Genomic DNA, 13385 nt, shown 5'->3' on the forward strand with positions numbered 1-13385 from the left:
CCCGCCGGGGGGGGGGGGGCGCCGCCCGCCCGCCCCCCCCCCCCCCCCCCCCCCCCCACGGCGAGGCGGTCCGGGTGGGGTCAGCCCCCGGTGCAGGAGCGGATCTGGGGACGGGCGCTGCTGTTGCCGTTGGTCATCGTGGTGAAGCCGAAGGTGTTGCCGCTGCCATTGGACCGCATGGTCATGACGGTGCCGCTGCTGTCCCAGGTGGCGGTGCCGTTCCAGGTGGTGGAGACGCGCTGCGGTGCGGTGATGGCCACCACCACGGTCCACGTGCTGGCGCCGCTGACCGTCACCGACGTGTTGTACCGGTCGCCCCAGACGTTGGGGGTCGTCGCCGTCGCGGTGCAGCTGCCATTGCCGGGCGGTGGAGTCCCCGTGCCGGGCGGCGGGGTGCCGGTGCCGGGCGGCGGGGTCGTGCCGTCGGGCGCGACCGCCCGACCGGTGGACGGCGAGATCGTGCCGGGGCACAGGTTGCGGCTGGTCAGATTGGCCATGATCTGGGGAATCGCGTCGCGGGTGTTCTGGATGCCGTCGTGCATGAGGATGACCTGACCCGCCTGGAGGCGGCTCGCGTTGGACACGATCTGGCTGACGCTCGCGCCGTTCCAGTCCTGTGAGTCCACGTCCCAGATCACCTGGCGCATGCCGAGCGACGACGCGACCGACTGGAGGGTCGAGTTGGTCTCCCCGTACGGAGGCCGGAACAACTGCGGTCGGACGCCGGTGGCCGACTGGATCGCCGAGCTCGTCTGGGACAGGTCGGACTGCATCTGGGACTGGCTCATCGAGGTCATGTGGGCGTGGTTCCAGCTGTGGTTGGCGACCCACATGCCGGCGGACACCTGCGCCTGCGCTGCCGACCGGTTGTTTTGGACGTTCTGCCCGATGTTGAACATGGTGGCCCGTACGCCGTTGCTGCGCAGCACGTTGAGCAGCGCGCCGGTGCTGCCGGTCGGTCCGTCGTCGAAGGTGAGGCCGACGTAGCCGTTGCAGGTGGCGGCACTCGACGGGGCCGAGGTGGCGGCGAGGACGACGCCGCACATCGCGGCGGCGGTGGTGAGGGCGGCAAGTGCCGCGCGCAACCGCCTCGACCGCGGGGCCGTGCTGGGGGAGACCTTGCTCATCTGATGCCCCTTCTCGCCGGCCGGACGCACCCGGAGCGCGGGCGGCACGGTCCGGTCAGGTGTGGATGAGTGGGGAGGTCAAACCGCATTCGTCACGACGCCGATTGCATTGACCTCGATGGATCGGAGTATTACAGCGGGATTTCCGATGCGTCAACAAGTTCCGGAAATGCTCCGGAACCGATCAACGGCAGCGTTCGGGATCGATCCCATGTTCATCGGCCGGGAGCGACCGGGGCGCATCGTGCGTAGCCACAATGGATCAATCCGACGGATGCATTGCCACCCGGAATGGTCCGGAAGGGAAGCCGGAAGTATCGGTGGCCCCTGGTCGGTCTCGCCCCGCCGTGATCGACTCGGTTTCCTGAACATCGGTGTGTCGCGCCAGCCCGGACACCGCGACTTTCTGAAGACCGAGTTGATCGCGGCGCGGCACGTCGATCACGGTCGACGGCTCCGGGTTCGCACCGAACGAGGACGTCGGGGCCGTCGGCGTTCGGACGTTGATCGACTCGGTCCGACGGAAGTCGGGGCATCGAGAGGACTTCGATGCCCCGACTTCGCTGACGCGAGGCGGATCATGCAGAGGAGTGGGCGCGCGGCGCGCCCAGTCGGAGCTGCCAGCGTGCCCCCCGACCGGTGAGCCGGACGATCGCCAGCGGCTCCACGTCCACCTGCCGGTAGGTCGCCAACGGCAGGTCGAGGGCGTGCACGACCGCGATTCGGATCACCAGCGGGTGGGTGATCGCGGTGATCCGCCGACCGACACCCCGTTGCCCGTCCAGCCAGTGACCGACCCGGTCCCGTACCGCGGTGACGGACTCGCCGCCGTGCGGCGCGGAGTCCGGTGCGGTCAGCCACTCGTGCAGCGCCTGCGGCTGCTCGACGGCGATCTCCTCGAATGCCCGCCCGGTCCAGTCGCCGTAGTCACAGTCGGCCAACGCCGGTTCGATGGTGGGGTGCAGGCCGAGGGCGTCGGCGGTCTGGGTGGCCGCCGCCGCCGGACTCGACAGGCAGGCGTCGCCGGCACTCAGGTGCCCGCGCCGGTCCTGACCGGCGTCGGCCAGGGCGCGGACGGCACGCAGGCCGCCCTCGTCCAGGCTGTCGTCGGGCCCACCGAAGCGGGCTCGACGCAGGGCGACGGTGTGACCGTGGGCGACCAGCCGGAGGCTGGTGGCGGTCACCTGCTCGGCAGCGCCGTGGCGGTCCGGCGGCGCAGCTCGTGGTGCATCAGGGCCGCGAACAACAGGCCGATCCCGGTCCACAGCACCACCTGCGTGCCGAGCGAGGCCAGCCGGAAGTCCCACAGCAGGGCCGCCGGGAAGTCCGCCGGGACCTCCTGGAAGGAGGGCATCACCACGTAGGACACCACGGCGACCAGCAGGAAGCCGCCAGCGGCCGCGGCCGCGCGCTGCCACAGCGGTGCCGCGCTGCCGACCGCGCGATAACCGAGGGAGCCGGCCCACACCGCCACCAGACCGAGCACCACCATCAACAGATAGGTGACGGTGCGCTGGTTGATGGTGGCCGGGTCGCCGACGGCCGGCGGGTTCGCCGGATATTTTACAAACGGCACGATCACCGCGCCGAGCAGCGCCGCCCCGGCCAGCAGCAGTCCCGAGCGGCCGTCGTCGTAGGTCCGTCGCCGGCGGGACAGCAGGACGTACGCGGTGGCCAGCAGGCCACCCATCGCGGCGCCGAACAGGCTGGTGGCCAGGAACAGGCCTCCGCGCTGACCGGTGCGGCTGACCAGGGCGTCCTCGTGGTCGTGCCCGCCGGCCGCGGGCTCGGCGTGCGTCGCCGCCTCCTCGATCGCGATGGCCGCCTCGACGCGCGGTTCGCCGGCAACGTAGGCGAACGCCCCGGCGAGCAGGCCGGCGATCAGGCCGGCGAGCAGGCCGCGGACGAGGACGGTGACGAACTGAGGAGCGGTGGCGGACGTCAGTGGCACGGGACACCCAGCAGGTGCCGGCCGTCGTGCATCAGCTCGTGCAGGTACATCCCGCTGCGCGAGACTGCTCCCTGATCGAAGGCGACGAGGTAGGCCAGCAGGCTGAGCATCACGACGGTGGCCAGCACCGTCCACAACAGACGTGAGTCGCCAGCGGGACGGACCAACGGCTGGCTGGACGTGGAAGCAGACATAAGATCACGAACCTCCCCAGGGATGACGCGTCCCCATCGCAAGGCTGCGGACGACCGAGCGTCCTGGCTCGCGGCCCCGTTGGGGCGGGACCGCTTACAGTGGCGCGACCGCGCCGGAATCACACCGGCTTCCCTCGCGTCTCCGCAGATAGTGGGTCGACGGTATCGGTGTCGCCGCAGGCGGTCAACCCGCGACCGGGGGCGTGCCAGCAAACCGCAACGAGCGACGGTATCGACAGGCTTGGATTCTAAAGATATGATGCTTGGTTGCGCCGCAGCGCGTGCTCGGCGACCCCGTCGGCGTGCTGTTACCGCTAACATGGTCAAACTGCCGGATCGGTTCCGTAACACCGGGTCGAGCCGGACGTCAGACCAATGACTGGGCGGGGTGGGGGAGAGCACGTGAGCACGCCAGGACATGTCCGATGACGAGCACCGGGGCCGCGTCGGGCCAGGGCATCGTCGACGCGCACCACCATCTCTGGGTCCGGGCACGGCACCCGCAGCCCTGGATCGATCCGCACACCATGGCCGAGATCGACCACGACTTCACCCCGCTCGATCTCGCCCCGGTGGCCCGAGCCGCCGGAGTCACCCAGACCGTCGTGGTGCAGTCCATCGCGGTCCGGACGGAGACGCCCGAGCTGCTGGGCATCGCGGCTGACGATCCCCTCATCGCCGGGGTCGTCGGCTGGGTCGACCTCGCTGCCGACAACGTGGGCGATCGCCTCGAGCGGCTGCGGGCGGCGCGCGGCGGAGAGCGACTGGTGAGCATCCGTGACCTCGTCCAGTCCGAGCCCGACCCGGCGTACCTCGACCGCCCGGACATCCGGCGGGGCATCGCCGCGGTGGGCGCCGCCGGCCTGGCCTTCGATCTGCTGGTACGCGACCACCAGTTGCCGGCGGCCACCCGGCTCGTCCGCGACCTGCCCGAGATGCGGTTCGTCCTGGACCACCTCGGCAAGCCCTCGCTCGGGCACGCCAGTCTCGGCGACTGGCCGCGCGACCTGCAAGCGCTTGCGGCCGAACCCAACACGACCGCGAAGCTCTCCGGTCTGGTGACCGAGGTGGACGGTCCCTCGTGGACGACGGCCGACCTCCGGCCCGCCGTCGAGCACGCGCTCGACGCGTTCGGCCCGGACCGGCTGATGTTCGGCTCGGACTGGCCGGTGTGCCTGCTCGCCTCCCCGTACGCACGCTGGGTCGAGGCCCTCACCGAACTGCTGGACCCGCTGGGCGACGACGAGCGGGCGGCCATCTGGGGTCGGACGGCCCGGCGGGCGTACCGGCTGGACCCGGCGTGACGCCGCGGCGGCCCGCCGACTGACGGGCCGCACCTCGGGGCGGGCCTGTCGTTGAGCCGCAGGTTGTGCCAGTTTGATCAGACGTATGCCGTGCCTGTGCCGGGTCACCCCGACAACATGCCCGTAAGACCTTGGCAACATGAGTCAATGCGTGGCAAGGTAACGCCTGATCGAGGGAAACATCCGACCTATCTCGGCGGGTGCGCGGGGCACGAGCCCGCGCACCCCGCCGAGGAGGCGCGGAGGCTCAGAGGTCGCCGGCTCGCCGAGGATTCCCCCGTCGCGCGCCGGCGCCACGCTTGGGGAGGTCAGATCCGACGATGAGCACCGTCGAGGCATCCGTTGGCAGCCGCCGCGGCGAACTCAGCGACTGGTTCCGCGAACGGATCTCCCACGCCGTCTCCGAGCTGACCGCCGCGACCGCGCTCGTCGTCCTGTTCGTCGCGCTGACCGTCGCCAGTCCCTACTTCCTGACGGCGGACAACCTCTTCAACATCGGAGCGCAGACGGCGGTGATCGCCATCATCGCCACGGCGCAGACGATGGTCATCATCACGAAGGGCATCGACCTGTCCGTCGGGTCGGTCGCCGCGCTCGCCGGCGTCGTGGGAGCGATGGTCGTCCGCGACCTCGGCTTCTCGCTCTGGGCGGCGACGGTGGTCGCGATCGGCGTCGGCGCGCTGGCCGGCCTGTTGAACGGGCTGCTGGTGACCGCGGCCCGGATTCCGCCGTTCATCGCGACGCTGGGCACGATGTCCGTGGGCCGCGGCCTCGTCTTCATCATCACCGGCGCGGTCGGCGTCTACGGGCTGCCCCGATCCTTCCAGCTGCTCGGAAACGGGGAGATCCTCGGCATTCCGTTCGCCGTGGTGATCACCGTCCTGGTCGCGGTGGGGGTCGCCTTCCTGCTCTCCCAGACGCGCTTCGGCCAGTACACCTACGCGATGGGCTCCAATCTGGAGGCGGCCCGCCGCTCCGGCATCCGGGTGGGGCGTCACCTAACCGGCGTGTACGTGCTGGCGGGCGTCCTGGTCGGGCTGGGCGGCATGATCGCCGCGTCCCGGGTCAACTCCGGCCAGCCGAACTACGGGATCTCCCTGGAGCTCGACGTCATCGCCGCCGCGGTCATCGGCGGCGCCAGCCTGTTCGGTGGCCAGGGCCGGATCGTCGGGACCATCATCGGCGCGTTCCTCATCGCCCTGGTGCGCAACGGCGCTGTCCTGCTCGACATCAGCATCCACTACCAGCAGGTGATCGTCGGCCTGATCATCTGGGCCGCCGTCTACTTCGACCAGTACCGCCGCCGGCGGCTGGAATCACGGGGTTGACATGCCATTCCGAGACTCCGAACGAGGAAGGACACACACCATGGCGCACACCACCACCAGCCGGCGGACGCGACGGTCGATCCTGGGTGTACGAGCGGTTCTGGCCGCAGCCGCGGCGACCGCCCTGCTCAGCGCCTGCGGCGGGGTCGAGGTCCGCGACGGCGGCGGCGACGGCGCGACGAAGGACGCCAGCGGCCCGTTGAAGCTCGCCGTCGTGCCCAAGGCCGTCGGTGCCGACTACTGGAACACCGTGAAGGCGGGCGCGGAGTGCGCCGCGCAGCGCGCGGGGGACGTCACCGTCCAGTGGGACGGGGTGACCACCGAGACCGACGTCGAGGGTCAGGTCAACCTGATCCAGAACTTCGTCACCAAGAAGGTCGACGGCATCGTGTACGCGGCGACGGACTCCAGCGCGCTGGCGCCCGCGACCGACCAGGCGCTCGCCGCGAAGATCCCGGTCGCGATGATCGACTCTGGCACCAGCCCACAGCCGTCGAGCGTGCCGCTGTTCGCCACCGACAACCGCGCGTCGGCCACCGAGGCGGCGAAGCTGCTCGCCACCGAACTCGGCCCCGGCAACCACCAGGTGGCGCTCGTCGAGTTCCAGCCGGGATCGCAGACCAACACCGAGCGGGTGGACGGCTTCAAGGCCGGCCTCGCCCAGTATCCCAACCTCAAGCTGGTCGGCCAGCAGCCCAGCCGCAGCGACGTCAACGAGGCGCGACGCGTCACCGAGAACATTCTCACCGCCAACCCCAACCTCGCCGGCATCTTCGCGGCCAACGAGCCGAGCGTGCTCGGCGCCGCGCAGGCCATCCAGGCGGCCGGCAAGTCCGGCAAGGTGGTCATCATCGGCTGGGACGCCGCCCCGGACGAGATCGCCGGGGTGCGCAGCGGCCAGATCTCGGCGTTGGTCGTGCAGAACCCGTTCAAGATGGGCTACTTCGGCGTCGACAAGATGGTCAAGCACCTGCGGGACAAGGCGCCGCTGGCGTCGGCCGACACCGGCGTCACGTTCGTCACCAAGGAGAACATCGACTCCGCGGAGATCAAGGCGGTGCTCGAGCCCAGCTGTGCCAACCCGCCGGTGCAGTGATGGGCGCGACCCCGACGGCTACCGCCGACAGCGACACGCAACCGACCGCCGAGCAACCACCGGTCCTCGAAGCCCGTGGCATCGTCAAGCGGTTCGGGCACGTCGAGGCGTTACGCGGCGCCGACTTCACGGTCCACCGGGGTGAGGTCGTCGCGCTGATCGGCGACAACGGCGCCGGAAAGAGCACGCTGATCAAGACACTGTCCGGTGTGCACCCGCCCGACGAGGGCGAGATCCGGGTGGATGGCCGTCCCGTCCAGTTCTCCACGCCCGTCGACGCCCGACGCGCGGGGGTGGAGACCGTCTACCAGGACCTCGCCGTCGCCGACGATCTCAGCGTTGCCGCCAACCTGTACCTCGGTCGGGAGATCCTGCGCTCCGGGCCGCTCGGCCGGCTCGGACTGCTCGACAAGCGCGCCATGCGGCAGGGTGCCGCCGCGGCCCTCGACGAACTGGGCGTGCGGATCCCCCGGGTCACCACCCCGATCGCGATGTTGTCCGGTGGGCAGCGACAGTGCGTAGCGGTGGCGCGCGCGATCATCTGGGCGACGAACGTGGTCATCCTCGACGAGCCGACCGCGGCGCTCGGTGTCGTCCAGACCGGGCGGGTGCTCGACGTCGTCCGACGGGCTCGTGACGCCGGCATGTCGGTGGTGTTGGTGAGCCACAACATGCCGCAGGTGCTCGAGATCGCCGACCGCGTCGAGGTGCTGCGGCTCGGCCGGCGGGCGGCCCGGCTGCGCGCGGACGAGGTCACCACCGACGACCTGGTCGCGGCGATGACCGGGAGCACCGGCGGAGAGCGGGACGAGCGCTGACCTCGTCGGCCGGGGCGCGCGCGATCACGTGATCGAGGGCGCGCCCCGGAGCCGTCGGGCCGTGGGTGGCCGCGCGGCGCGCCGCCGTACGCCGAGGTGGTTGCTCAGAACCGGGTCGGCTCGACGTTGGCATCACCGTCGGCGGGTTGCCCGTACAGCGATTCCTCCACCCCGATCAGGTGGTTGGCCATCCGGATCCGGGCACGCTCCGGGTCCCGGGCCACCAGGGCTTTCAGGATCGCGACGTGCTCGTCGTGGGTACGCCGGTCCGCGCCCTCCTCGTGCAGGCTCCGCCAGAGCCGCCCGCGCAGGGTGCGCCCGGCGAACGCCTCGATGAGGCCGACGAGCACCGGATTGTCGGCGTGCACCGCGATGATCCGGTGGAAGGCGATGTCGATCTCCATGATCCGTTCGTGCTCCTGCGGCGACCGACCGGCGATCCGCGCCGCCTCGTCGAGCAGTTCGCCCGCCTGGGCGAGGGCCTCGTCGGTGATCCTGGTCGCCGCCAGCCGGGCGGCCTCGCACTCCAACAGCCGCCGGACGATGTGCACGTGCCGTGGGTCGCCCTGGCCCTGGAAGTCGACCACGAAGCCCATCGGGGCCAACAGTTGCGGCGCGTCGAGGTTGGTGACGTAGGTGCCGTCACCCTGGCGGATGTTGACGATGCCGAGGATCGACAGAGCCGACATCCCCTCGCGCAGCGAGCCCCGCGAGACACCGAGCGACTCGGCGAGGTCCTTCTCGATGGGCAGCCGGTCCCCGGGCTTGAAACGCCCTTCGAGGATCATCCGTTTGATGCCGTTCACCACCTCGTCGGTGCGCGACATGACATCCCCCTAGCGGCCGGCGGGGGTGGCCGTCCCACCCGCGATCACGTACGGCTCCGAAGATGACACCGTAGTCGGGTCCGTCGCCGCCCAGTAGCCGCCGTCGGGGAACCGGTAGAGCTCGACCGACTCCTGGCGCATCCGGGTGGAGTAACCGGGCTGACGGGGCAGGACGTAACCGCTGCCCGAGCCGGTGTCCGCGATGATGCACGGGTCGGTGAAGTGCTCGTGCAGGTGGTCGACGAACTCGGTGACCCGGTTGGTGAGATCTCCCGAGATCGCGACGTAGTCGAGCACCGACACGTGCTGGACCATCTCGCACAGCCCGACACCGCCGGCGTGGGGGCACACGGGGATGTCGAACTTCGCAGCGAGCAGCAGCACGGCGACGATCTCGTTGATGCTGGCCAACCTGCCGGTGTCCAGTTGACAGAAGTCGATGGCCTCGGCCTGGAACAACTGCTTGAACATCACCCGGTTGTGGCAGTGCTCGCCGGTGGCGACTCCGATCGGAGCGACGGCGCGGCGCACGGCGGCGTGGCCCAGAATGTCGTCGGGGCTGGTCGGCTCCTCGATCCACAGTGGCTCGAACTGCGCCAGGGCCTTGACCCACTCGATGGCCTGACCGACGTCCCACACCTGGTTGGCGTCGATCATCAGGTTGCGGTCCGGACCGAGGATCTCCCGGGCGATGCCGCACCGGCGGATGTCGTCGTCGAGGTTGGCACCCACCTTCAGCTTGACGTAGCCGTAGCCGGTGTCCACCGCCTCCTGGCACAGCCGGCGCAGCTTGTCGTCGCCGTAGCCGAGCCAGCCTGCCGAGGTGGTGTAGGCGGGGTAGCCGGTCCGGTCGAGCTCGGCGAGACGGGCCGCCTTCGTGCTCTCCTTGGCGCGCAGGATGGCCAGTGCCTCGTCCCGGGTCAGCGCGTCGGACAGGTAGCGCAGGTCCGCGATGTCGACGAGTTGCTCGGGGGACATGTCGACGAGCAGCCGCCACAGCGGTTTGTCGGCGACCCGGGCGACCAGATCCCACGACGCGTTGAGGACGGCGGCCAGCGACAGGTGCACGACACCCTTCTCCGGGCCGAGCCAGCGCAGTTGGGAGTCGGAGGTGAGCAGACGGTAGACCGCGCCCATGTCCGCCGCCATCGTCGCAACGTCGACGCCGACGAGGCGCTGTGCCTGGTGGACGGCCGCCGCGACGACGATGTCGTTGCCCCGGCCGATGGTGAAGGTCAGGCCGTGGCCCGCGAGTGGCGCACCGCTGCTGTCGACGCCGTCGGTGTGCAGGACGACGTAGGCCGCCGAGTAGTCGCCGTCCTTGTTCATGGCGTCGGAGCCGTCAGCGGTCAGGGAGGTGGGGAAGCGGACGTCCTCGACGGTGACGGCGGTGATCTGCGGCATGCGCTCCTCGCCCGGTTAGGCTAAAGATCAGATGATCTCTGGGAGTATACGGAGGGTCGATCCGACGCGTCAACGACGTCGATCCGTCGGGAATCGAAGACATCCAATGTTTCTTCGTGCTGGAGATTCGTCGGTGTGCGGTCCCCGTGATCGCAGTACCCGGTCCGCGAGCGCTGAATGCGGTGGTGGCGACATTCGCCGCGCTGGTAGGCACCTTCGACGGGTGGCACCTCGTCCTCGACCCGGGCACTGCTGCGGCACCGCCGGCCCGATGAGGACGGTGGTGCGGGATATGAGGAGTGGCCCAGAAGATTAGATGTCCACTCCGGATAGCTGCATTGACGCCTAATTATGGGTAGGGATCTTTACATCTAAAGACTTAATACATCACACCTTTCCGGATGTCGACACCTGTTCGTGTGCCGCGCCGCGCGGGTGTCGGTCCACCGCGCCCCGGCGTGGTCGGCGTGGTGGGTGACGACCGTCACGGAGGCCGCCGTCAACACGCCCGAGACCGACATGTGGGGTGTGACAACCGCAGCGTCCCTATATATGGTGTCGAACGCAGCTGGTTCGGCCGCTCATCCGGAGTGGTCGAGGTAAGAGGGAACCCGGTGGAAATCCGGGACTGTCCCGCAGCGGTGAGTGGGAACGACAGCCGTCAGAAGCACTGGGCCACGAAGCGGCCTGGGAAGCGACAGCCAGTAGGAGACCGGCCAACCCGGTCGTGCCCACGAGTCCGAAGACCTGCCAGCGCGCCGCGTACCCGCACCCGGGTGGGCGGCGGTCCGAGGCCGCGTGGGACGGCCGACGCCACCTGACCCACGCCGTGCCGGCGTGGCGTCCGTCGGTGTCTGTCTCCACGCGTTCGAGGGGCCATCAGGTCTCGAACTCGCGAGGAGTGAGTGGTGACAGTCACCGAGGTAGTCCCGGTCCGCGGCGACGCGGCCGTGCGGCGCACGCCGATGCAGGTGCGCAAGCGCAACGGCACCACCGAGTCCGTGGACGTCAACAAGATCGTCCGTGCGGTCGAGCGGTGGGCCGACGACCTGGCCGACGTCGACCCGATGCGGGTCGCCACCCGCACGATCAGCGGCCTGTACGACGGCGCGACGACGGCCGAACTGGACCGGCTCTCCATCCAGACCGCCGCCGAGATGATCGGTGAGGAACCGCAGTACTCGCGCCTCGCCGCCCGGCTGCTGTCCGGCTACGTCGACAAGGAGGTGCGTCGACAGGGCGTCACCTCGTTCAGCGCGGCGATCCGGATCGGCCACGCCGAGGGCCTGATCGGCGACGACACCGCCGTGTTCGTCGCCGCCCACGCCCCGATGCTCGATCACGCTGTCGATCCCGACGGCGACCGACGATTCGAGTACTTCGGCCTACGCACGGTGTACGACAGGTACCTGCTGCGTCACCCCACCAGCCGGCTGGTGCTGGAGACCCCGCAGTACTGGCTGCTCCGGGTGGCCTGCGGGCTGTCCCAGACGCCGGACGAGGCGGTCGGCTTCTACCGACTGATGTCGAGCCTGGCCTATCTGCCCAGCTCGCCGACACTGTTCAACTCCGGCACCCGACACACCCAGATGTCCTCCTGCTATCTGGTCGACTCTCCGCGCGACGAGTTGGACTCCATCTACCAGCGGTACGCCCAGGTCGCCAACCTGTCCAAGTTCGCCGGCGGCATCGGCATCGCGTACTCCCGGGTCCGGTCCAGGGGTGCACTGATCCGCGGCACCAACGGGCAGTCCAACGGGATCGTGCCGTGGCTGCGCACGCTGGACGCGAGCGTCGCCGCGGTCAACCAGGGCGGCCGGCGCAAGGGCGCGGCCTGCGTCTATCTGGAACCGTGGCACCCGGACATCGAGGAGTTCCTGCAACTGCGGGACAACACCGGTGAGGACGCCCGCCGCACCCACAACCTCAACCTGGCCAACTGGATCCCGGACGAGTTCATGCGCCGGGTCGAGGCCGACGAGGTGTGGTCACTGTTCGACCCGCACGAGGTACCCGAGCTGCCCGACCTGTGGGGGGAGCGGTTCGACGCCGCGTACCGGCAGGCCGAGGCGCAGGGCCGCCACGTGCGGCAGGTCCCGGCGCGAGAGCTGTACGGCAAGATGATGCGCACCCTCGCCCAGACCGGCAACGGGTGGATGACCTTCAAGGACGCCGCGAACCGACTGTGCAACCAGACCGCCGAGGACGGCAACGTGGTGCACCTGTCCAACCTGTGCACCGAGATCATCGAGGTGTCCAGCGACGCCGAGACCGCCGTGTGCAACCTCGGCTCGGTGAACCTCGCCGCGCACCTAACCGACGGCGGCATCGACTGGGAGCGGCTGCGCGCCACCGTCCGTACCGCCGTGACCTTCCTGGACCGGGTCATCGACATCAACTACTACCCCACCGAGCAGGCGGCGGCGAGCAACCCCCGCTGGCGGCCGGTCGGGCTCGGGCTGATGGGCCTGCAGGACGTCTTCTTCGCGCTGCGGCTGCCGTTCGACTCCCCGGCCGCACGGGAGCTGTCCACCCGGATCAGCGAGGAGCTGTACCTGACCGCGCTGGAGACCTCCGCCGACCTGGCGCGTCGCTTCGGCGCGCACCCGGCGTACCCGCAGACCCGCGCCGCGCGGGGCCACCTCCAGCCGGACCTGTGGGGTGTCGAGGGTACGCAGACCGCGCGCTGGGACGCGCTGCGCCAGCGGGTTGCGACGGACGGGCTGCGCAACTCGCTGCTCGTGGCGGTCGCGCCGACCGCGACCATCGCCTCGATCGCCGGGTGCTACGAGTGCATCGAGCCGCAGGTGTCCAACCTGTTCAAGCGCGAGACCCTGTCGGGGGAGTTCCTCCAGGTCAACACCGCTCTGGTCCGCGAGTTGAAGGCCCGCGGTCTGTGGACCAAGCGGATCCGCTCGGCGATCAAGCGGGCGGAGGGATCGGTGCAGGACATCGCCGAGCTGCCGGCCGGCGTCCGGGAGTTGTTCCGCACCGCCTGGGAACTGCCGCAGCGGGCGCTGATCGACCTGGCCGCCGCCCGCGCCCCGTTCATCGACCAGTCCCAGTCGCTGAACCTGTTTCTGGCCGCGCCGACCATCGGCAAGCTCTCCTCGATGTACCTGTACGCCTGGAAGGTCGGGCTGAAGTCCACGTACTACCTGCGCTCGCGGCCCGCCACCCGGATCCAACAGGCCACCGTCAGTGCTGTCGCACCCGTCGCCGTCGCCGTCGACGCGGAGGCGCTGGCCTGCTCGCTGGAGAACCCCGAGTCGTGCGAGGCCTGCCAGTGACCGCCACCGACGCCCGTACCGCCGCCGCCACCACCGACACGAGGAC

General features: G+C 70.0%; 11 protein-coding genes and 2 riboswitches. Of the genes, 5 read left to right on the forward strand and 6 right to left on the reverse strand.

The annotated features are described in order from the left end of the window. Positions 1 to 80 precede the first annotated feature (80 nt). From ACFYPM_RS25380 to ACFYPM_RS25395, 4 genes are all read right to left on the reverse strand, one after another. Positions 81 to 1127 (reverse strand): polysaccharide deacetylase family protein, encoded by a 1047-nt coding sequence (locus ACFYPM_RS25380; protein ID WP_387201636.1) that lies wholly within the window; start codon positions 1125 to 1127, stop codon positions 81 to 83. Positions 1128 to 1705: 578 nt separating this feature from the next. After that, complete coding sequence (locus ACFYPM_RS25385) at positions 1706 to 2311, reverse strand: histidine phosphatase family protein (protein WP_387201639.1); 606 nt, start codon at positions 2309 to 2311, stop codon at positions 1706 to 1708. Then, positions 2308 to 3078 (reverse strand): CbtA family protein, encoded by a 771-nt coding sequence (locus tag ACFYPM_RS25390; RefSeq protein ID WP_387201642.1) that lies wholly within the window; start codon positions 3076 to 3078, stop codon positions 2308 to 2310. Before ACFYPM_RS25390 ends, ACFYPM_RS25385 begins: the two co-directional genes overlap by 4 nt. Then, positions 3069 to 3272: a CbtB domain-containing protein gene (locus tag ACFYPM_RS25395; RefSeq protein WP_357371846.1), complete on the reverse strand. Its 204-nt coding sequence runs from the start codon at positions 3270 to 3272 to the stop codon at positions 3069 to 3071. The genes ACFYPM_RS25390 and ACFYPM_RS25395 overlap by 10 nt, the downstream gene beginning before the upstream one ends. Before the next feature lie 58 nt (positions 3273 to 3330). After that, a riboswitch (cobalamin riboswitch) is annotated at positions 3331 to 3405 on the reverse strand. A 292-nt stretch (positions 3406 to 3697) separates the two neighbouring features. Here ACFYPM_RS25395 and ACFYPM_RS25400 point away from each other — a divergent pair. The 4 genes from ACFYPM_RS25400 (at position 3698) to ACFYPM_RS25415 (ending at position 7818) form a co-directional block, all read left to right on the forward strand. Beyond that, positions 3698 to 4576 (forward strand): amidohydrolase family protein, encoded by an 879-nt coding sequence (locus ACFYPM_RS25400; protein WP_387201646.1) that lies wholly within the window; start codon positions 3698 to 3700, stop codon positions 4574 to 4576. A gap of 320 nt (positions 4577 to 4896) precedes the next feature. Then, entirely contained in the window at positions 4897 to 5904 is a 1008-nt protein-coding gene (locus ACFYPM_RS25405) for an ABC transporter permease (RefSeq protein ID WP_387201649.1), read from the forward strand. A 40-nt stretch (positions 5905 to 5944) separates the two neighbouring features. After that, entirely contained in the window at positions 5945 to 7000 is a 1056-nt protein-coding gene (locus ACFYPM_RS25410) for an ABC transporter substrate-binding protein (protein WP_387201652.1), read from the forward strand. After that, complete coding sequence (locus tag ACFYPM_RS25415) at positions 7000 to 7818, forward strand: ATP-binding cassette domain-containing protein (RefSeq protein WP_387201655.1); 819 nt, start codon at positions 7000 to 7002, stop codon at positions 7816 to 7818. The genes ACFYPM_RS25410 and ACFYPM_RS25415 overlap by 1 nt, the downstream gene beginning before the upstream one ends. Before the next feature lie 104 nt (positions 7819 to 7922). Here the strand turns inward: ACFYPM_RS25415 and ACFYPM_RS25420 are convergent, their stop codons facing one another. Both ACFYPM_RS25420 and ACFYPM_RS25425 read right to left on the reverse strand, forming a co-directional pair. Next, positions 7923 to 8645, reverse strand: a complete 723-nt coding sequence (locus ACFYPM_RS25420) for a FadR/GntR family transcriptional regulator (RefSeq protein WP_387201658.1) — start codon at positions 8643 to 8645, stop codon at positions 7923 to 7925. A gap of 9 nt (positions 8646 to 8654) precedes the next feature. Further along, positions 8655 to 10049, reverse strand: coding sequence for an enolase C-terminal domain-like protein (locus tag ACFYPM_RS25425; protein WP_387201660.1), 1395 nt, complete (start codon positions 10047 to 10049; stop codon positions 8655 to 8657). Between the two features lie 552 nt (positions 10050 to 10601). Beyond that, positions 10602 to 10819, forward strand: a riboswitch (cobalamin riboswitch). 195 nt (positions 10820 to 11014) lie between these two features. Here ACFYPM_RS25425 and ACFYPM_RS25430 point away from each other — a divergent pair. After that, positions 11015 to 13339 (forward strand): ribonucleoside-diphosphate reductase subunit alpha, encoded by a 2325-nt coding sequence (locus ACFYPM_RS25430; protein ID WP_387201829.1) that lies wholly within the window; start codon positions 11015 to 11017, stop codon positions 13337 to 13339. Positions 13340 to 13385: the final 46 nt, after the last annotated feature.

Source organism: Micromonospora sp. NPDC005203 (genome assembly GCF_042872705.1).
Classification (GTDB): domain Bacteria; phylum Actinomycetota; class Actinomycetes; order Mycobacteriales; family Micromonosporaceae; genus Micromonospora.